This window comes from Marinobacterium sp. BA1, from assembly GCF_041155135.1.
In the GTDB taxonomy this organism is placed as follows: domain Bacteria; phylum Pseudomonadota; class Gammaproteobacteria; order Pseudomonadales; family Balneatricaceae; genus Marinobacterium; species Marinobacterium iners.
The window spans coordinates 2,158,477-2,177,115 of the sequence record NZ_BAAFHC010000001.1 but is presented as its reverse complement, the minus strand read 5'-3'; the positions used below and the strand labels follow the sequence as shown (position 1 = coordinate 2,177,115).

General features: G+C 57.5%; 18 protein-coding genes and 1 tRNA gene. 6 read left to right on the top strand and 13 right to left on the bottom strand.

Annotated features, from left to right (window positions below; all coding sequences use genetic code 11):
* Positions 1-5: 5 nt before the first annotated feature.
* From pheT to ACAM29_RS10540, 3 genes are read left to right on the top strand one after another with little or no spacing between them, the layout of a single operon-like run.
* Positions 6-2,381 (top strand): phenylalanine--tRNA ligase subunit beta, encoded by a 2,376-nt coding sequence (gene pheT / locus ACAM29_RS10550; protein WP_369624093.1) that lies wholly within the window; start codon positions 6-8, stop codon positions 2,379-2,381.
* Between the two features lie 16 nt (positions 2,382-2,397).
* Positions 2,398-2,709: an integration host factor subunit alpha gene (ihfA, locus tag ACAM29_RS10545; protein ID WP_091821389.1), complete on the top strand. Its 312-nt coding sequence runs from the start codon at positions 2,398-2,400 to the stop codon at positions 2,707-2,709.
* Positions 2,681-3,040: a MerR family transcriptional regulator gene (locus tag ACAM29_RS10540; RefSeq protein WP_091821386.1), complete on the top strand. Its 360-nt coding sequence runs from the start codon at positions 2,681-2,683 to the stop codon at positions 3,038-3,040. The genes ihfA and ACAM29_RS10540 overlap by 29 nt, the downstream gene beginning before the upstream one ends.
* Before the next feature lie 4 nt (positions 3,041-3,044).
* Here the strand turns inward: ACAM29_RS10540 and ACAM29_RS10535 are convergent, their stop codons facing one another.
* From ACAM29_RS10535 to ACAM29_RS10500, 8 genes are all read right to left on the bottom strand, one after another.
* Positions 3,045-4,427, bottom strand: a complete 1,383-nt coding sequence (locus ACAM29_RS10535) for an ATP-binding protein (RefSeq protein ID WP_369624092.1) — start codon at positions 4,425-4,427, stop codon at positions 3,045-3,047.
* Complete coding sequence (locus tag ACAM29_RS10530) at positions 4,424-5,089, bottom strand: response regulator (protein WP_091821380.1); 666 nt, start codon at positions 5,087-5,089, stop codon at positions 4,424-4,426. The genes ACAM29_RS10535 and ACAM29_RS10530 overlap by 4 nt, the downstream gene beginning before the upstream one ends.
* A 10-nt stretch (positions 5,090-5,099) precedes the next feature.
* A complete protein-coding gene (locus ACAM29_RS10525) occupies positions 5,100-5,738 on the bottom strand; it encodes a tetratricopeptide repeat protein (protein WP_369624091.1) in 639 nt (212 codons plus the stop codon).
* A 14-nt stretch (positions 5,739-5,752) separates the two neighbouring features.
* Complete coding sequence (locus ACAM29_RS10520; protein ID WP_369624090.1) at positions 5,753-6,562, bottom strand: SDR family oxidoreductase; 810 nt, start codon at positions 6,560-6,562, stop codon at positions 5,753-5,755.
* Positions 6,563-6,571: 9 nt separating this feature from the next.
* Positions 6,572-7,222, bottom strand: coding sequence for a TenA family transcriptional regulator (locus tag ACAM29_RS10515; protein ID WP_369624089.1), 651 nt, complete (start codon positions 7,220-7,222; stop codon positions 6,572-6,574).
* A 13-nt stretch (positions 7,223-7,235) separates the two neighbouring features.
* Positions 7,236-8,654 (bottom strand): AMP-binding protein, encoded by a 1,419-nt coding sequence (locus ACAM29_RS10510; protein WP_369624088.1) that lies wholly within the window; start codon positions 8,652-8,654, stop codon positions 7,236-7,238.
* Positions 8,632-9,306: a thermostable hemolysin gene (locus tag ACAM29_RS10505; protein WP_369624087.1), complete on the bottom strand. Its 675-nt coding sequence runs from the start codon at positions 9,304-9,306 to the stop codon at positions 8,632-8,634. Before ACAM29_RS10505 ends, ACAM29_RS10510 begins: the two co-directional genes overlap by 23 nt.
* Before the next feature lie 165 nt (positions 9,307-9,471).
* A complete protein-coding gene (locus ACAM29_RS10500; protein WP_369624086.1) occupies positions 9,472-10,656 on the bottom strand; it encodes an acetyl-CoA C-acyltransferase family protein in 1,185 nt (394 codons plus the stop codon).
* A 168-nt stretch (positions 10,657-10,824) separates the two neighbouring features.
* On the opposite strand from ACAM29_RS10500, the gene ACAM29_RS10495 reads away from it, so the two are divergent.
* The 3 genes from ACAM29_RS10495 to ACAM29_RS10485 all read left to right on the top strand — a co-directional run bounded on the left by ACAM29_RS10495 (position 10,825) and on the right by ACAM29_RS10485 (position 15,385).
* Positions 10,825-10,901, top strand: a tRNA-Pro gene (locus ACAM29_RS10495).
* 531 nt (positions 10,902-11,432) lie between these two features.
* Positions 11,433-12,218, top strand: coding sequence for a hypothetical protein (locus tag ACAM29_RS10490; protein WP_369624085.1), 786 nt, complete (start codon positions 11,433-11,435; stop codon positions 12,216-12,218).
* Positions 12,215-15,385 carry a DEAD/DEAH box helicase gene (locus tag ACAM29_RS10485; RefSeq protein WP_369624084.1) on the top strand — a complete coding sequence of 1,057 codons (3,171 nt, stop codon included), beginning with the start codon at positions 12,215-12,217 and terminating at the stop codon, positions 15,383-15,385. Before ACAM29_RS10490 ends, ACAM29_RS10485 begins: the two co-directional genes overlap by 4 nt.
* A 197-nt stretch (positions 15,386-15,582) precedes the next feature.
* On the opposite strand, the gene ACAM29_RS10480 is transcribed toward ACAM29_RS10485, so the two are convergent.
* From ACAM29_RS10480 to ACAM29_RS10460, 5 genes are all read right to left on the bottom strand, one after another.
* On the bottom strand, positions 15,583-16,977 hold the full coding sequence (locus ACAM29_RS10480; protein WP_369624083.1) for a VRR-NUC domain-containing protein: 1,395 nt from the start codon (positions 16,975-16,977) through the stop codon (positions 15,583-15,585).
* The gene (locus tag ACAM29_RS10475) at positions 16,922-17,251 is read right to left on the bottom strand and encodes a hypothetical protein (protein ID WP_369624082.1); all 330 of its coding nucleotides are present in this window, start codon (positions 17,249-17,251) and stop codon (positions 16,922-16,924) included. The genes ACAM29_RS10480 and ACAM29_RS10475 overlap by 56 nt, the downstream gene beginning before the upstream one ends.
* 44 nt (positions 17,252-17,295) lie before the next feature.
* Positions 17,296-17,643, bottom strand: coding sequence for an FKBP-type peptidyl-prolyl cis-trans isomerase (locus ACAM29_RS10470; protein WP_369624081.1), 348 nt, complete (start codon positions 17,641-17,643; stop codon positions 17,296-17,298).
* 95 nt (positions 17,644-17,738) lie between these two features.
* The gene (locus ACAM29_RS10465) at positions 17,739-18,020 is read right to left on the bottom strand and encodes a peptidylprolyl isomerase (RefSeq protein ID WP_091828008.1); all 282 of its coding nucleotides are present in this window, start codon (positions 18,018-18,020) and stop codon (positions 17,739-17,741) included.
* 80 nt (positions 18,021-18,100) lie between these two features.
* Positions 18,101-18,619: a peptidylprolyl isomerase gene (locus tag ACAM29_RS10460; RefSeq protein ID WP_369624080.1), complete on the bottom strand. Its 519-nt coding sequence runs from the start codon at positions 18,617-18,619 to the stop codon at positions 18,101-18,103.
* Between the last annotated feature and the right edge of the window lie 20 nt (positions 18,620-18,639).

Below are 18,639 nucleotides of genomic sequence, written 5' to 3'. Positions count from 1 at the left end.
GCAGCATGAAATTCAGTGAACAGTGGTTGCGCGAGCTGGTTCAGCCGCAGATCGGAACACAGGAACTGGCGGATCAGCTGAGTCTGTCCGGCCTTGAAGTGGATGATATTGAAAGCGTTGCCGGTGATTTCAGCGGCGTCGTGGTTGGCGAAATCGTCAGTGCCGAACAGCACCCCAACGCCGACAAGCTTCAGGTATGTCAGGTCAATGACGGCGAGCAGATCGTACAGGTGGTATGCGGAGCGCCGAACGCTCGTGCCGGCCTGAAAACCGCGTTTGCCCGTGTCGGAGCTGTTCTGCCGGGTGACTTCAAGATCAAGAAGGCTAAACTGCGTCAGGTCGAGTCCTTTGGCATGCTCTGTGCGGAAGACGAGCTGGGGCTGTCCGAAGACCATGGCGGCATCATGGAACTGGCGGACGATGCACCGGTCGGTCAGGATATTCGTGAATTCCTGAACCTCAACGACAAGATCATCGATGTTGATCTGACGCCGAACCGGGGCGACTGTCTCAGCATTGCCGGTATGGCACGTGAGGTTGGCGTACTGAACAAGGCGGCAGTGGCCCCGATTGAAGCAGCACCGGTTGCGCCGCAGAATGACGATCGCTTCGGTGTTGAATTGGTCCATGCTGAGGGCTGTCCGCGCTATCTGGGCCGCGTCATTCGCAATATCAACCCGGGGGTTGCTACACCGCAGTGGATGCAGGAAAAACTGCGTCGTTCCGGTGTGCGCAGCATCGATCCGGTTGTGGATGTCACCAACTACGTGCTGCTGGAGCTTGGCCAGCCGATGCACGCCTTTGACCTGAGCAAGCTCGAAGGCGGCATTCGCGTGCGCCTGGCTGAGCAGGGCGAAAAGCTGCAGCTGCTGGATGGGCAGGAGGTCGAGCTGAACGCCGACACTCTGGTGATCGCCGATGCCAGGGGCCCAGTGGCCATGGCCGGTATCATGGGCGGTGAGCCGACATCGGTTACCGACTCGACCCGCGACATCTTCCTGGAAAGCGCCTTTTTTGCGCCGCTGGCCATTGCCGGCCGTGCTCGCAGTTACGGCCTGCATACGGATTCCTCGCATCGCTTCGAACGTGGCGTCGACTGGCAGCTACAGCGCAAGGCGATCGAACGCGCCACCGCGCTGCTGCTGGACATCGTTGGCGGTGAGCCGGGTCCGGTGGTTGAGGCCGTATCCGAGGCTGACCTGCCCGAAGTGCAGCAGGTCCTCCTGCGTCGCAGCAAGCTGGCGGCGTTGCTGGCACTGGAAATCCCGGATGCCGAAGTTGAAGAGATTCTGAACCGCCTGGGCATGCTGCTGGTTGAAGTGAACGATGGCTGGCAGGTAACGGTGCCGAGCTATCGCTTTGATCTCACCATCGAAGTCGATCTGATTGAAGAGATTGCGCGGGTATACGGCTATAACAATCTGCCGGTCCACACGCCGACGGCACAGCTGCCGATCCCGCCGATCGCCGAAGCACGTCTGACGTTGCAGCAACTGCGTCGTCATCTGGTTGCACGTGGCTATCAGGAGGCGATCACCTACAGCTTCATCGAAGCCGAGCTGCAAAAGGCCTTTGATGACCAGCATACGGCACTGGCGCTGGCCAACCCCATTTCGGCTGAGATGGCGGTGATGCGCACAACGCCGTGGCCGGGACTGGCCAAGGCGCTGCAGTACAACCAGCATCGTCAGCAAAGCCGCGTGCGCCTGTTTGAAACCGGTCAGCGCTTTGTGCCCAAGGCGGAAGGTCTGGTGCAGGAGAATGTCATTGCCGGTCTGATCGCGGGCAACCGTGATGCGGAAGGCTGGACAGCCGGGAAGGACAAGCTGGACTTCTTCGATGCCAAGGGGGATCTGGAATCGCTGCTGGCGCTGGGCGGTTGTGGCGATCAGTTCAGCTTTGTGGCGGATCGCCACGTAGCACTGCATCCGGGTCAGGCTGCCCGCATTGAGCGAAATGGCGAGGCGGTGGGCTTCCTGGGAGCCTTGCATCCGTCGCTGGTGAAGAAGCTGGACCTGAATGGCCCCGTCTATCTGTTTGAAGTCACGCTGGATGCGGTGACCGGTGGCAAGCTGCCCCGTTTCAGCTCACTGTCAAAGTTCCCCGAGTCACGCCGTGATCTGGCACTGCTCGTGGACCAGGCAACCGCATTTGCCGACATCCGCAATACAGCGACCGAAGCAGCTGGCGAGTTCATCAAGCAGGTGACACTGTTTGACGTCTACCAGGGCCAAGGTATTGAACCGGGACGAAAAAGTCTGGCACTGGGCTTGACCTGGCAGCACCCATCGCGCACTCTTAATGACGAAGAGATCAACAGTGCGGTAAGTGCCGTTGTATCCGCACTCCGCGATCGTTGTGCTGCAACGTTACGAGAGTAAACACAGGGTGACCGACATGAGCTCGTTGACCAAAGCTGACATGGCCGAACGCCTCTATGAGGAGCTGGGCCTGAACAAACGCGAAGCCAAAGATATGGTGGACTCGTTTTTCGATGAGATCCGTACCAGTCTGGCGCACAACGAGCAGGTAAAACTCTCCGGCTTCGGCAATTTTGATCTGCGTGACAAGCGTGAGCGCCCAGGTCGAAATCCGAAAACCGGGGAGGAAGTCCCCATCTCTGCCCGCCGGGTGGTCACATTCCGCCCGGGGCAGAAACTCAAGGAGCGCGTGGAGATCCATGCCGGAAACCAGCCAGACAGCGTCTGAACTGGGGCCCATCCCTTCCAAACGCTATTTCACCATCGGCGAAGCTGCCGAGCTGTGTCAACTCAAGCCCCATGTACTGCGCTACTGGGAGCAGGAGTTCAAACAGGTACAGCCGGTCAAGCGCAACAATCGCCGCTATTACCAGCACAAGGATCTGTTGCTGCTGCGCCAGATCCGAAGTCTTCTGCATGAGCAGGGCTATACCATCGCCGGTGCACGCCAATGGTTGGCCGGGGAAAGTGCAGGGGATGATGCTGCGCGTTATCGCCAGTTGCTGCGTCAGACCATTACCGAGCTGGAAGAGATCCGCGCACTGCTGAAGTCGGTTTGACGGTTCAGCTCTGTACCTCGGTTCCACTGTCATCGGGTAGCTCCGGGGCAAAATCAACACGTGCAACCAGTCCCGTTTGGCCATCCCGGCGCTCAAGCAGGGTTATCCTTGCTTGATGCAGTTGCGTAATCAGGCGCACGATTGATAGCCCCAAACCACTCCCCGTGCCGTTCGGTCCCAGGCGATAGAATCGCTCGAAGACGTGCATCTTCTGTTCATCATTGAGGCCTGGGCCTGAGTCGATTACGCTCATTACAATATGATTATCGACCGACTCCAAAGTCAGGGTAACCTCGCCCCCTGAAGGAGTGTAGCGCAGGGCGTTGTCGATCAGATTGCGTAGCATCAGGCTCAGATAAAAGGCACTGCCTTGCAGTGACAGGGGGCGGTCAGGGGCGCTCAGTCCCAGATCTATGTTCCGTGCGATAGCGAATCCGATCTGGTCGTCAATAACATCGCGACACAGTTTGTTGAGGTTGACCTGCGTGGTGTCAGGCAGGCGTGCTTGTGGATCAAGTCGGCTCAGCTGCAGCAGCTGTTCAACCATCCGATTCATCCAGGATATTCCTTTTAACATCTGAGCACAGCTGATGCGACTCTCGCTGTCATCCAGATCCTGATACAAATTCTCACAATGGATCTGCAGGGCGGCCAAGGGGGTGCGCAGCTCATGTGAAGCATCGGCGGTAAAGCGGCGTTCGCGTTCGAAGCTCTGCTGCAATCGTGCCAGCAGTGCGTTGAGTGCTCTGACCAAGCCATCAATTTCATCAGGTATTTGCTGTAAAGCCAGTGGTTCAAGATGATCAGAGCCACGCGTGGCAACCTCATGACTCACCGTTACCAGTGGTCGCAGACTGCGCCCAATCAACCACCAGATCGTGAGTCCGAAAAGTCCCAGAAAGATCAGAATAGGCAAGGTATTGGACATGGCAATTTTAACGCCCAGCTCACGACGCATGCGATAGTCCTGAGAAACCTGTATATAGCGTTGACCAGTGGGTTCGGCAAGGGTGAACAGTCTCCACTGTGTGCCGTTGACATCCAGATTGCGATAGCCGCTGGTGGTACCTGGCGGGGCGTCGATCTGTTTCGGGAAACTGGGCGAGGCAATTAATACGGTGCCAGACGCATCGACAATTCGGTAGGAGAGCTGCTTCTCATAAGGGTGGGCCGGTGTCCATTCGAATTCGGCTGGCGTTTTGAAGTGGGTCAGCGGGCCAGCTGGCGCGAGCTGATCGGTCAGGCGAGCCATCTGGGCCATCTGGGCATCGAACAGCTCTTCTGCTTCATCGGTCGCGGCCCAGAATGAAAGTGCAGCGGTGACCAGGCCTGTAACCAGGCCGATGCTGAGCAAACTGAGGCTGAGTGTGCGGCGAATGGATGTCATGCGTCCACCCTGTCCATCATATAGCCCACCCCGCGTACGGTGCGTATGACCGAGGTGTTAAGCTTCTTGCGCAGATGGTGGATATGGACCTCAAGCGTATTGCTCTCAACCTCATTCCCCCAGCCATACAGGGATTCCTCCAGCCGACTCCGGCTAAGCACCTTGCCGGCATTTTCGGCCAGGGTCAGCAACAGGCCATATTCGCGTCTGGAGAGAGCAACCGCGTGTCCGCAATAGCTTACGCTTTGAGCCTGTGTGTCGATGCTGAGGTCACCCAGCTGCAGCAACGTGTCGCTATAGCCCTTGTAGCGGCGGGTCACTGCACGCAGGCGCGCACGCAGCTCAGCCAGGTCGAAAGGCTTTAGCAGGTAATCATCGGCACCGGCATCCAGCCCTGCGATACGATCTTCGATGGCATCACGAGCAGTCAGAATCAACACCGGCAGGGTGTGTCCCCCCTTGCGTAGCTGACGCAACAGGCTAAGGCCGTCCATACCGGGCAGCCCGAGATCGAGAATCATGCAGTCAAAGTGCTCAAGCTGCAAAATATGCCAAGCCTCTTCGCCCGAGGTGAGCCAATCTGCACTGTCACCCGTCTTGGTCAATGCGCGGGTGATGCCATCCCCCAAAAGTGGATCATCCTCGACGATCAGTATGCGCATACGCAGGTCCTTATTTCAGTTGTTGCAACAGCGTATGAATCTCTTCGCGTCGACCGGCATCGGCCCGTTGTCGTCCCGGGCGTGCCGGTGCCGCCAGCGCCTTGTCCAGTAATGCTTTAGCGCGAGTATTGTCGCCTTTTTCGAGCAGGAAGGCCGCATAGAAATAGTTGCTGTCGATGCCGTCGGGATTGATCGCCAGCGCCTGTTCGAACAGTTCCTGTGCCTTTTTATCGCTGCCGAATCCAAGTGGCCAGCCCGGGACTTGATGATAAAGAGTAGCGAGGCTGGTCAGTGCCGACCCGTTCAGAGCAGAGGCGTCCTGCTCAATAGCGGCCTCAAACAGCGTGCGTGCCTGCTTTACCAGCTTTAAGGCTCCCAGGCCGCCCTTGGCGCCCGCCTGTGAACTGAGAACGATACCTTGCCAGATCATCAGCTCGGGGTCGTGGGGCTGAGCGGTCAGCTGCTCGGCCAACTGTGCTGCGAGATCATCGAAGGCATCGGCCTGAGCGTCTTGATCCAGGCTGTACTGTATTTCGGCCCAGCGTTGCTGGAACGGCAGCAATTGTTCAGGTGTCGCCGCTTGGATAATAGTGGCACAACCGAGCGTGAGGGTCAGCAGGGCAGTACGGATGTGTGTAACCGGTTTCATGACAAGACTCCCGTTTAGTGGTGCTTGGCGAAGGGTTTAATTTTGCCGAGTTGCCTGTTGAGGACTGCGCTGATCATCTCAGGGCGCAGGCCATTAAGTCTGACCAACAGCTTTTCCGGCCAGCCGATGGTCACCTGGGCTTGGCCAGAGCGCAGCAGTTTCAGTGCGATCTGAGCAACCTGTTCCGGGCTGTCGGAAGCACTCCCCGTGGCTGTCAGCATGGCGTTGGTACTGTCAGAGTTGATGTCGGTGCGGGTGGCTCGTGGGGCCAGATACTGTACCCGCAGCGGTGTGTCACTAAACTCTCGAGCCAGTGCTTCGGAGAACAGACGAATCGCTGCTTTGCTGGCACAGTAGGTGCTGTAACCGGGAAAGCCGAGCGCACCGAAGGCGGAGCCGATATTGAGGATGACCGGTGATTCGCCCGCTGTTTCCAGCAGGGGGGAAATCAGGGCACGGGTCAACAGGATGGGAGCGTTGATGTTGGTCGTCAGCAGTTGCTCAATCTGCTCGGGTGTTTGCTGCTCGAACACCTGAAAACGACTTATCCCTGCGTTGTTGATCAACGTATCCAGCTTGGAAAAGCTGCTCTGCACATGGTCGATCAGTATGGCACGCCCCTCGGTCGTTGCCAGATCAGCGCTGCAGACCTGGACCTCCCGGGCGCCGAGCTGGCGACATTTATCGGCCAGTGTTGTCAATGTGTTCCGGTTACGCCCATGCAAAAGTAATGACGCCTTTTCGGTGGCGAGCGCATGAGCGAGAGCGGAGCCGATACCACCGCTGGCCCCGGTAATGAGAATGTGTCGACGGTCAAATTGCATGACTACCTCTCATACGATGGGCAAGCTACGGAAAATATTGGCGTAGAGGCGGTAAAACACCTGTGCGCTGTGGATAATCAGGGCCTGCTCGTCAGGATTGTCGATACGCTCCATCAGGCTCTGAAAGAACTTGATATGGTCCTGATCCAGTGAGCCGTGTGAACGCAGATAACTGAACGCACTGTCAGGCAAGGCCAGCCGATCCTGAATGATGTGTGACAACGGCGTAGCCAGTGCAACGCTGGTGCCTTCGAGTACCTGAACCATGCCGAAGAAACCGACCGGGTTGACCCGCTGGATCATGTCGTAGGCGTAGGCAACCATCAGCTCCGTTTCGATCGACGGCTGCCCTCGACGTACGGCTTCCTTATCCAGGCCACAGGCGGCCAGATCGTTGAGTATCCACTCCTGGTGCCCGGTTTCTTCCTCGATATATTCGGCGACCGCTTCGCGCAACCACTCATGGCTTTCGGGCAGTCGGCCACCGCACGCCATCAGCAGCGGCAGGGTATGTTTGACATGGTGGTAGGCCTGGGTCAGAAACGCAGTGTACTGGTTGTGACTGATCTCGCCGCGTTGGCAGGCGACAATTATCGGTGCGTCCAGCAGGTACTGACGTGCATCGCGGGTGTCGTGCTGTAGCTGATCGTAGAAGGACATGGCGCTATCCCTTTCAGTGGTCAAGTTGATAAACGGATTCAAAATGTTCGGCAAAGCGTGTGGCGATCGCATCGCGGCGTGGTCGTCCATTCAAGGTGAACAGTCCCTCGTCACTGCTCATCGCATTCGGGACCCGGACCCAACGCAGGGCGCGAGCGTAATCGGGCAGACGTGTGTTGACCTGAGTAATACTTCGTTGCAGCGCCGCATCGTCCAGTGTCGGGGCGTGGATCAGTGCGGTATTGAAGGGGCGAGCTTCACCAAACAGAACGGCTTGCTCGATTCCCGGCTGTGACAACAGTTCCGATTCCACCCATTCAGGGCTGATATTGCGACCGAAGCTGTTGATAATGACGTTGCGCATGCGACCTTCGATATGCACAAAACCGTCATCATCAAGGCGTACAAGGTCGCCGGTCGCATAGGGGCCAGTCGGGGCCGGTTCTCCGAGGTAACCGAGCATTCGATTACCGTCAATCAGCAGTTCGCCCGCGTCGCTTACGCTCAGGCTGTTGTGTACCAGTGGCACCCCGGCACTGCCGATACAGTCTCGCGCAGGCGTATTCAGACTGACAACCGAGGCACATTCCGACAGGCCGTAACCTTCGTAAGCGGGCAGGCCAACGGCGCGTGCGCGCCGGATCAATTCAGCCCCCACGCGGGCACCGCCAACGGCGATAAATCTCAACACCGGCAGCGCTGCGCCCTGCTCAGCAGCCCGGGTGAGGGCCGACAGTACTTGCGGCAGCGTGATCAGAGAGTCCGGCTGATGCTGGTGCAAAGCACCCAGCAAACATTGGCTATCGAGCCCGCTGGAACCTTGCCAGCCCAAACTCGGCAGTGCAGGTAGCTCGATACAGGCTCCCATCAGAAGGGCGGTGTAGACGCCCGCGATGTTCTCCAGCAAGGTGGCCAGAGGCAGCAGACACAGGTGTCGACGGATGGCCAGCGGAGCCAGTTGTGTGGTGAGTGCGCGGGCGACGTTGAGCTGCTGATCGGCGCTCAAACAGACCCCTTTGGGGGTCCCGGTGGTACCCGAGGTGAAGGTGATTTTCGCGGTACCCGCATGCAGATCGGTAACAGGATTGCTCAGGTGTTGCAGTTGCAGTTGATCCTGTTCGCAAGTGATCAGTGTATCGATGCCCGCCCGTTCAAGCAGATGGCTGCGTTGTGTGTCAGAGAAAAACAGAGGCACCGGCACCAGGACCCGTCCCAGTTTCAGTGCCGCCAAGTCGGCCAGCACCCAGTGACGGCTATTGTCAGCAAGCAGTGCCAGACGCTCGCCTCCGTGCTCGCGCAGGCGCAGAGCCAATGCATCAACCGCCGCCGGTAATTCACCCCAGTGCACGGTGCCATGGGTGTCACGCAGTGCGACAGCATCAGGCTGGCTCTGAGCCAGCCGGGTCAGTTCAGCGAACAGATGGGAGGGCATGGGCATTCTCGGTGATTGCAATTGTTGGGCGTTCGTATGTGGCGTGAGTTGGGCGGGTCACTGTCTGGCAACGCAGGCAGGCAGCACCGACCGGAATGGAAACGGCAACCACCATGGGCTTCTGGTCGTAATAATGTCCCCAACGGCTGCTGCCATGGCTCAGCCGTTCCTGCCGAGCGGGTGCCAGCGGATGCAATTCCAGTCCCAGGCGTCGAAAACTGTTGATCAGCGTTGGCGTCAGAGTGAGTACCGCCCACTCCAGCTGACGGCGATCGAACCAGGCTGCCAACGTCACAATCAACTGGCGAACCTGGCCGGGCTTAAGGGTGGCGAGGTTGCCGACCTCAACGATCCTGTCGCGTGTTGGCATTACCGTAAGCCGGTCAGCCAGACAGTGCTCGATGGGCGTGTCGAGATAGGTCTCCAGAAACAGGGATGCCTCAGCGGCCAGCTGGAAACCGGCAGCGGCTACCAACTCACCGCGTGCGTTACGGCAACTGACAAGCGTCGGCAGAAAATCGTGGATATCAGCAGCATGTACGACTCGGAAACGTTCCCGAATAAACGCTTCAATACCCGGACGCGCTGCGCAGGCCTGATCATGCAGACTAAGACTGGTCGGCTGGTTGATGCGTGGAGGATTAAGACTCATGGCATGACTCCTGTTCATAGCCACGCATTTTGGTCTTGAATACTTAAAGAAGTCTTAAGGGAGTGAAAATTACGTTTTAAAGAGGTTGAGGTGAGGCAAAGCCGGCTGAGTTTCGGACCTGGAAACAGACACCCCGGCCAGGGGGTGTCTTTTCAACGACTGCCTTCAGAGACGTTCAAAGATAACCGCGATGCCCTGACCGCCACCAATACACATGGTGACCAGCGCATATTGTCCTTGAGTTCGCTGCAGTTCGTGCAGCGCCTTGGTGGCAATATAGGCACCTGAACAGCCTACCGGATGACCCAGTGCAATGGCGCCACCGTTGGGGTTGGTCTTGGCAAGATCCAGTTCAAGCCCTTTGGCTACCGCCAGCGCTTGTGCAGCAAAGGCTTCGTTGGATTCAATGACGTCCATTTGGGCCAGACTCAAGCCGGCTTTCTTGAGTGCCAGGCGTGTAGCCGGGATGGGGCCTTCGCCCATGACTTCATTGGAAACGCCCGCAACCGCGTACGAGACCAGCCTGGCCATCGGTTTGTGGCCATCCCGTGCAGCTGCCTGGGCAGACGCCAGCACCAGATAGGATGCGCCGTCGTTGATGCCTGAAGCGTTACCGGCAGTCACCGTGCCATCCTTTTTGAACGCGGGTCGCATGGCGGCCAGCGTGTCGACGGTTGTGCCGGCTTTCACATGTTCATCGGTATCGACAATCAGCTCACCCTTACGCGTTTTGATGCTGATCGGGACGATCTGATCCTTGAAATGACCCGCCTCAATCGCTGCAACGGCGCGACGATGGGATTCAGCAGCGAATGCATCCTGCTCTTCCCGAGTGATCCCCCATTTCTCGGCCAGATTTTCGGCCGTGATGCCCATGTGTCCGACACCAAAAGGATCACTCAGTGTTGCGACCATCATGTCGATCATGGTGCTGTCACCCATACGTGCACCGCTGCGCAGGGCGGTCGACAGGTAGCCTGAGCGCGACATGACTTCTACGCCGCCACCAATACCGTATTCGTAATCATCCAGCATGATGCCCTGAGCCGTGGACACCACGGCCTGCAAACCGGAACTGCAAAGGCGGTTTACCGACATCGCTACCGAGTCCATGGGCAGCCCCGCCTGAATGGAAGCCACACGTGCAACGTAGGCAAAGCGTGAGTCAGTCGGTATGCAATGGCCTGAGGTCACGTAGCGGATCAGCTCAGGGTCTACCCCTGAACGCTCAATGGACGACTTCATTACCTGTCCGGCCAGTTCAGAAGGCTCCAGTTGGCTCAAACCACCGCCGAAAGAGCCGATTGCCGAGCGCGTAGCGCTCAGCACGACAACGTCATTATTGTTCATACATGTCTCCATTGTTCTGATTGTTTTCTCAACGGTATCTATTCCGAGGTTGGTTGTCTTGCCCTCAATCAGCGTAGACAAAAAACCATTGTGAAAGCTTCCTTTTTTCAAAACCTTAAGGTAATATTCGCGTCCTCTTCGGAACTGATCAGTCAGTTCCCGCCTAGTCGGGGCGTAGCGCAGTCTGGTAGCGCACTTGCATGGGGTGCAAGGGGTCGCAGGTTCAAATCCTGCCGTCCCGACCATTTAAACAGTGATGTTATACGAATCGCCTTTTGGCGATTTTTTTGTTTATAGTCTTCTTGTACAGATTCGAGCCTAATCGAGATTGGCTTGAGCGGCGTTGAGTTTGTTAGTGTGGATACTAACGTAAGGTCCCGTTTATGCGTCCGCAGTGAGCATTGCTTGAATCTGTTGTGTAGCTTGTTACCACTGATTGCATATCGAACATAAGCAACGCTGGCTTTTAACATTTAGAGCAAGATTAGTTCCGCGGATGCGTTAGAGTGATCATGGCTCATTCAATAATGAGGGCCTATGACCGTTTAATTGGGTGTGAAGTTGCTTTATAACTTATAGAGTTCGGTACTCAAGATTTCATCGTATGTGTATGTGCCATCATGGTTAGCACTTACATTATGGCATGCTGCACAAAGAGGAGCCCTGCTTTCGCATGGAGTGTAACTGTCCACTAAAGCAAGAAAGTAGATGCCCTGAAAAAAGCATAAATTAAGTTTAATGCAGGAGCATTTCCCTGTCATGGATGAGGTCAATACATGATCTGGCAAACCCTCTACCAGTCGGCTTATGGCTGTGTCACTTGGCACGGTGACTGCGCTCAGACCGGTGATGAACTCAATGGCTTTCTGCAAGGGCCGGTCGCCGCACGCCTGCACGATAGTAAAGGTAGCGAGGAGCTGAGCGAGCACCTGCAGGGGCTCAGTCTGACTGGTATGGGGCTCGATGCCTTGCAAGCGGTGCTGGATGCTGAGCTGCCGGAGACCCGAGACTGGGCGGCTGGTGAGGCGCTGGCTGAGGCGCTTCTGCAGGATCAGCATGATGTGGTGTTGCCCTGGAACAATGAACGTGACAAGCGCAATCCTTTTGCTTCGCTGCCGGGCGCGGATATCGTGGGCTTTCAGAGACAAGGCTCCTCTTATCGTCTGGCTTTGGGAGAAGTTAAATGCTCGTCTGAAGAAAAATGGCCTCCCCAGGTCATGAGTGGACGCAGTGGAATGATCCATCAGCTGGAGACCCTTGCCAGCCACCTTGGCACCCTGTGCCAGTTGCTCAAGTGGCTGCTTCCTCGGGTCAAGAATACTGAATATCAGCCAGCCTTTGATGCTGCCTGCAGACGCTATTTCGAGTCTGGAAATCGTGATCTGGCGCTCTTTGGAGTCCTCATCCGCGATCAGTCTGCAAGCGAGATGGATCTGAAAAATCGAGGAAAGGCGCTCGCAAAGTGTGTGCATGCCCCAACAGATTGTCACCTGATTGCCTTGTATCTGCCATGGCCGATTAAGCAGCTACCTGCTGTTATTACGCAGGGAGGTGCAACATGAGTCACTGGCTGCTGGAAGCTATTGCAGACCGGCGCACACAGGCGCTGCGTGATGCCGACCGGGTGCAGTTCTATCGTGAAATGACGCTACAAGAGCCTGATTTTGATACTCAGACGATGTATGAGGTAGTGGCTGCGCTGGAACTGGCCGTGCTGGATATGGAACTGGATCGCTTTGGCGATGACGAAGCGCGTCAGGCGGTGCTGCATAGTGCTGCAGCAGATGCTTTCCGCTTGCTGCGGGTATTGCCCTTGCCTGAGGCTCCGATGGCAGCAGCTACGCACCTGCTGCGGGCTTCGGTACTGGCTGTGATTGGTGATCGGGGGGCGGATGCTGCTCGCTGGCTGCGTGCGCTTGGCGAGAAGCAAGCCTGGCCCGTATTGCCCCTGAACTCGACAGACTGGGGTGAGCGTTGCCGTGCCACGCTCACCGATGTCTGGTTGCGCTTGGTTCGCAAGCAAGGTTGGAGCGACCGTGACACCGTGCTGGAGCGGATAGCTACCCTGCGCTCTAGTCAGCAGGAGTTTGAGCGGGAGTACCTGGGCTCTTTCGATCCGCTGGAGGCCAAACGCTCCGCGCTGGAGCTGATCGCCATCTACCACTTGGCCAAGGCTGCAGATGTGCTGGCCCACTTCATCACCGATGGCGTGGTAGAGGACAGCTTTCAGATTCAACCGGTTCTGGATTCGCACTTCGACCGCGCCATTACGGCCTGTGATACCGCTCAGCTGGTTGAGCTGGGACCGCTGACTCGCCTGCTGGCACGGGCAGCAGCCAAAATGGAGGCGAACTCGCTGTGGACGGTTACCCGTGCAGTGAACTCGCGGGTGACGATGTTCGTGCGCGAGCTGGTCAGCCGTGGCCGTGGTGATCGTGCCCTGTTCGATGTGCTGCCGCCTCAGCGCCGCACGCTGGCTGAACGTGGCTTGCTGGGTTCCAGCCGCCGTGCCGTGGTGGTCAGCCTGCCGACTTCCAGTGGCAAAACGCTGATTGCTCAGTTCCGCATGCTGCAGGCACTGAATCAGTTCGATGACCGCAAAGGTTGGGTTGCTTATCTTGCCCCCAGCCGGGCACTGGTGAATCAGGTTACGCGGCAACTGCGGCGCAACTTTCAGCCACTCGGAGTGGTTGTGGAGCGGGTCAGCCCGGCCATGGAAGTTAATGGTATTGAGGCGGGTGTTCTGGCCGAGGAACAGAGTGACGCTCAGTTCCGAGTTCTGGTGGCTACGCCGGAAAAGTTCGATCTGATGCTGCGCCAGGGTTGGGAAGAAAAGATTGGTCGTCCGTTGACGCTGGTCGTGGTGGATGAGGCGCACACGATTCAGGACGGTGATCGCGGTCTGCGGCTGGAGCTGCTGCTGGCGACGATCAACAGGGAATGCCGTGAAGCGCAGTTTCTGCTGCTCACGCCATTCATCCAGAATGCCCGCGAAGTGGCGCGCTGGCTGGGTGGTCTGAATTCGGAAGACATCAGTCTCGGGGTGGATTGGCAGCCGAATGACCGTGCCATCGGTATCGTCAGCCCGGTAGATGCAGGGGCCAAGAATGAGCGTAGCCGTGATTACCAGGTGAATTTCGAGACGGTTCATACGTCGCGTCCTAGCATTACCCTGGATGACGTGTTTCCTCTGGGCAAAGAACAGAAACTGGCTACTACGCTGTCGAAAGCCAGGGATGTAGGTACGCTGGCCGCGATTACAGCGCGCAAGCTATCTGCTCGTGGACCGGTGATTGCGATGCACAGTCGTCCGGATTATGTCTGGAAACTGGCGGATAAGCTGAAGTCTGGGCGAAGCGCGGAGCTGCCGGCGGATGTGCGCTTTGTGCAGGACTATGTAGCGGCAGAGATGGGCGAGCAGTTTCCGCTGGTGGATCTGCTGTCTCACCGTGTGGGTGTGCACCATGGCGGGCTGCCGGAAGAAGTCCGGATGCTGATGGAGTGGCTGTTCGAGAAAGGTCATCTGGATGCCCTGGCCGCAACCACTACCCTTGCTCAGGGGGTGAACTTCCCGGTCAGCGGTGTGGTGATGGCATCTACCCATTACCCGCAAGGCAAGAGCTCTGTTCCCATGCCGCCGGAAGACTTCTGGAATATCGCAGGTCGTGCAGGGCGTGTTTCTCAGGGGCAGCTAGGGGTGGTTGCACTGGTTGCCAAAGATGAAGACGACGTGGTGAAACGCCGTGATTTCATTAATCGCAACACCGGAGATCTGAACTCCGCACTGATTCAGTTGGCTCAGGTTGCAGCCAGTGAATTGACTGACCTTGGCTTGATTGTCTACCGCCATCCAGAGTGGTCGAGCTTTCTGCAGTACCTAGCTCACACCTACCGCCAGATGGGGCAGCCATCCAACTTTGCCGATCAGATCGAGCAGGTCTTGCGTGGCACCTTCGGCTTTGAGCGGCTGCGCACGTCAAACAGCCAGATCGCTCGCAATCTGCTGAGTGGTATCCGCACTTACGTGTCCTACATGGCAAGCCCAGCACAACCACTTGGTCTGGTAGACAGCACAGGCTTCTCGCTGCAGAGCATCAAGACGGTCATGACCCATCGCGGCAATATCGGGCCGGGCTCCTGGGATCAAAACAGACTGTTCCAGGCCGGTGACAGCACTCTGCAGACCATGATGGGGGTACTGCTGCGTGTGCCAGAGCTGCGGGATAACCTGAAGGCAGTTCTGGGTGGAGAAGCACAGGATGGTGACAAGCTTGCGCTCATCCTGAAGGACTGGGTGAATGGCGAAGAGCTGGCCACCATTGCCGAGCGGCACTTCAGTCAGGAGGGTTCGGACAGCGTGGCATCCTTGACCAAGTGCGGGCAGAACCTGTTCGGCAAGCTGGCTCATACCTCGTCCTGGGGGTTGAGTGCGCTGCTGGCGATTACGGCGTCCGACCTTGAAGAGAGCGAACGCAGTCAGTTGGCCAATCTTCCGTCACGGGTGTACTACGGCGTATCAAGCGATGAGGCGGTTTCGCTGCGCCTGCTGGGCGTACCGCGCCGGGCGGCACCACGCCTGGCGCAGGCGATGCAGTTGAAATCAGGGGACTCCTTGCCTTCCATCCGGCAGCGTCTTGAGGCGTTGCCTGAGCAGGCGTGGAGCGCTGCCCTGGGTGCTGACGGACAGGTCTATCGCCGGGCCTGGCGGATCATGGATGGAGTGGAGTAACGGGGGGCTGAAAAGTCGCCAACCCGTTTTTCTCCAAGGTGTCACCAACAGCAAGCAGGTTGCTTGCTACTTAAGTGCAGGAGAAAAAGAGCGCCGTTGTCTGGCCATCGAGTACCTCGTTTATGATGGTGATCTTATTACCTACGCTGGTGTCCAGAATCATTAAACGCATTACATACGTCACCCCTTAAACTGAATCATGCGGTGTTTGAGGCCCACTGCACATTAAGTACGCTGACCGGTATCCCCTGTTGCTGCATCGTTTGCAACCACAGGCGTTGATGGTCCTGCAGCCGGTCTCCAGGGCCTTTCACTTCGATCAGTCGGTACCGGCCGGCCGTGCGGTTCAGCAGGATCAGGTCCGGCAGGCCGCGGCGGTGGTGACGCAGGTCCAGTAACAGATGAGGAAACACGGCCTCCAGGTGCGCCGCCGGGATCAATGCCAGCGCGTGTTCGATCAGCGAGGGCGAGAGGCTTGGCCAATGAATCAGCGAGCAGCTGATGCCCCGTTTCTGTTCCAGTCTTTGCAATATGGTCTGGCGATAGGCTCCGGAGTGCAGTTGTGCAAAGCCTTCGTCCAGCCACGCGGATCGTGTTTCGCAGAAGTTTGGGCGGTACAGATCGGCAGGGCCGGACTGAAAGGGGTTGAAGAAGGCCCCGCGTACCGGTGCGAACAGCGCGGGCCAAAACAGCAGCGCGAACAGCCCGGTAAAGAGTCGGTTTTCAACATGGAACAGCTCGGTGTCTGCATCTGACAGGGCCGTGATGACGGCCTGCTCCACACGCCCGTGATCCGGTTTTGGCAGTATCATCGACTCGACCGGGATATCCGGGGCTTTGGGCGGGGCATGTTCAAGGCCAGCCTTGCGAGCACAGCGTTGCTGTATGCGCTGCAGTCCCACGCGAATCTCCGGCTGGAGCAGACGCGTCAGGGCATCACTGGCCCATTGGGATACCCGCTCTGGCGGCTCATGCTTCTCCTGTATCCTCAGGGTGCGCAACTGCGCCTCAGGATGTTGGCTCTGGTGGTAGAGGCTTAACGCCAGCTCCCTTTGCTGCTGGCGCTCCGCTTCTCGGCCCAGCTGAAACAGAACCTTCTGGCGGCGGTAATGGATCCATGCACAGTCGGTTGAAGGTGGCATGACCGCACACAAGGCATCGATCGACTCACCTTCAGCGGCGCGTGCCTGCAGGTGATACAACTGCAGATAGAGATCCACTTCAGCCCGGCTTTGAAAGGGACGTGACTCGGCGGTTAAGGGGACCGGCTCAAATTGCTGCAGGCCCAGCTCGGTGAGTACAAATTCGGACCACTGCTGGTACAGGTTGCCAAAAAACATCAGCCGCAGACGGTCAAACAGATCGTCGCACAGCAACTCAATGACCCTGAAAGGTGGTTCTGGCCACCATGCCTGAACCGGTTGCGACTGTTCGGCGTCGGCGGTGTCCAGCAGTGCCTGTATCAGATCGGCTTTGCGGGCAGACGATGCAAAGCCTGCATTTGGCAGACGACTGTTTGCCAGTGCACGGCATTCTTCACGCCGGCTCAAATCGCACAGTGCAGCCAGCGACAGACTGGGGTTTGCATCCACCAGTTCCGCGTCCGTCAGACTTGCTATAGCGGCGTTGAGATCGGGCACCTCGCTGTATTGCAGGGCGAAACAGCGTGCCTTTTCGCATCACCAACCGGATCAGCAGCGCCCGTGGAGACTCGTCCAGTGATAGCAGCCGTGTCAGACGCCGTGTCTCGTCCGGCGATATCAGGTCTGCATACCGGCTCAGGCACAGACGAATCACCTGCTCGGCATTACGCAGGTAGTAGAGGGGATCCTCCAGGGAGGATGCGCGGATAGATGCGATATCCATTGAATTGGGGTCTGGCGCTGAATCAATCACATGGGAGCCAGTGACTACTCTCGATTCAGCACCTCCAGCAGTTCAATTTCAAAGACCAGATTGGCATTGGGTGGAATTTTGTCGCCAAAGCCGCGCTCACCGTATCCGAGTTCGGCCGGTACTGTCAGCTTGCGTGTACCGCCTTCTTTCATGCCTTTTAGGCCTTCAACCCAGGCGGCGATCACCTTCTTTCGGCTCAGGACGGTTTGAAAGGGCTGCCCACTGTGATACGAGGAGTCAAATTCGGTCCCGCTTTCCAGAAAACCGCGATAGTGCGCCGTGATCAATGCGCCGCCTTTCTTCACCTCGGTTCCGCTGCCTTCGACAATATCCTCGATCTGTAGGTGTTCACATTCAGTCATGGCGCTTCCTGTCGTGAGCAATGGATTTCATGTTGTGGATAAATGAAAAGGCTCCGGCGCAGCGTTAGCCGGCCAGAGCCCATATGTCACGATTTTCAGTCTTCGCGACTGGTGACTTCAAGCAGGTGGTAGCCAAACTGGGTTTTCACGGGGCCCTGTACTTCATTGATCGGGGCGCTGAAGACCACTTCGTCAAAGGCCTTGACCATCTGACCCGGGCCGAAGCTGCCAAGCTCTCCGCCCTGTTGGCCGGACGGGCACTGCGAGTGTGCCTTTGCGAGGGCGGCAAAATCAGCGCCATTGGCGATCTGATCTTTCAGGGACTGACATTCAGCTTCAGAGCTGACAAGGATGTGACGAGCGCTTGCACGTGCCATGGGTTTTCTCCGTAACAATTGAGTAATGAATTCAAACACGGTTTGGGCCTCTGTTCAGGCGGACGCGTTCGAGCAGACCATCAGTGATGATGACCACCGACGCCATGGGCATGGCCATGGGCAATCTCTTCGTCTGTCGCGGCGCGAACATCGACCACTTCTATATCGTAAGTCAGCGTTTTGCCGGCCAATGGGTGGTTGGTATCGACCAGCACCATTTTCAGCCCTGGCTTGATCACAGTTACCTGGCGCATACCTTGGTCGGTCTGCACAACGGCGACCATGCCAGCCTTCCAGCTGCGCACGCCCTTGGGCAGTCCTTGCAGGTGCTTCAGGGGAACACGCTGCTCCTGACCTTCCTGGCGTTCACCGTATGCCTGGTCCGGCGCCAGTGTCAGGTGCAGAGTATCACCGGCAGACTTGCCTTCCAGTGCCGCTTCGATGGCCGGAATCATGCCGTCATGGCCGTGGAGATACGCAATGGGGTCCGCCCCGTGGTTGGTTTCGATCTGGGTGTCATCGGAGTCGGTCAGCGTGTAGAAAAACTGAACCACTGTATTGTCGGCAATCTGTGTCAACGCAAACACCTCGTACGGCATAGAGTAAAAAAACGAAGTAT

Bases quoted from the DNA above. Each gene is read 5' to 3' on its own strand.
- pheT (WP_369624093.1), top strand. From the start codon at position 6: ATGAAATTCAGTGAACAGTGGTTGCGCGAGCTGGTTCAGCCGCAGATC.
- ACAM29_RS10490 (WP_369624085.1), top strand. From the start codon at position 11,433: ATGATCTGGCAAACCCTCTACCAGTCGGCTTATGGCTGTGTCACTTGG.
- ACAM29_RS10470 (WP_369624081.1), bottom strand. From the start codon at position 17,643: ATGACTGAATGTGAACACCTACAGATCGAGGATATTGTCGAAGGCAGC.
- ACAM29_RS10485 (WP_369624084.1), top strand. From the start codon at position 12,215: ATGAGTCACTGGCTGCTGGAAGCTATTGCAGACCGGCGCACACAGGCG.
- ACAM29_RS10530 (WP_091821380.1), bottom strand. From the start codon at position 5,089: ATGCGCATACTGATCGTCGAGGATGATCCACTTTTGGGGGATGGCATC.
- ACAM29_RS10515 (WP_369624089.1), bottom strand. From the start codon at position 7,222: ATGTCCTTCTACGATCAGCTACAGCACGACACCCGCGATGCACGTCAG.
- ACAM29_RS10525 (WP_369624091.1), bottom strand. From the start codon at position 5,738: ATGAAACCGGTTACACACATCCGTACTGCCCTGCTGACCCTCACGCTC.
- ACAM29_RS10465 (WP_091828008.1), bottom strand. From the start codon at position 18,020: ATGGCACGTGCAAGCGCTCGTCACATCCTTGTCAGCTCTGAAGCTGAA.
- ACAM29_RS10505 (WP_369624087.1), bottom strand. From the start codon at position 9,306: ATGAGTCTTAATCCTCCACGCATCAACCAGCCGACCAGTCTTAGTCTG.
- ACAM29_RS10540 (WP_091821386.1), top strand. From the start codon at position 2,681: ATGCCGGAAACCAGCCAGACAGCGTCTGAACTGGGGCCCATCCCTTCC.
- ACAM29_RS10510 (WP_369624088.1), bottom strand. From the start codon at position 8,654: ATGCCCTCCCATCTGTTCGCTGAACTGACCCGGCTGGCTCAGAGCCAG.
- ACAM29_RS10475 (WP_369624082.1), bottom strand. From the start codon at position 17,251: ATGGATATCGCATCTATCCGCGCATCCTCCCTGGAGGATCCCCTCTAC.
- ihfA (WP_091821389.1), top strand. From the start codon at position 2,398: ATGAGCTCGTTGACCAAAGCTGACATGGCCGAACGCCTCTATGAGGAG.
- ACAM29_RS10535 (WP_369624092.1), bottom strand. From the start codon at position 4,427: ATGACATCCATTCGCCGCACACTCAGCCTCAGTTTGCTCAGCATCGGC.
- ACAM29_RS10520 (WP_369624090.1), bottom strand. From the start codon at position 6,562: ATGCAATTTGACCGTCGACACATTCTCATTACCGGGGCCAGCGGTGGT.
- ACAM29_RS10500 (WP_369624086.1), bottom strand. From the start codon at position 10,656: ATGAACAATAATGACGTTGTCGTGCTGAGCGCTACGCGCTCGGCAATC.
- ACAM29_RS10460 (WP_369624080.1), bottom strand. From the start codon at position 18,619: ATGCCGTACGAGGTGTTTGCGTTGACACAGATTGCCGACAATACAGTG.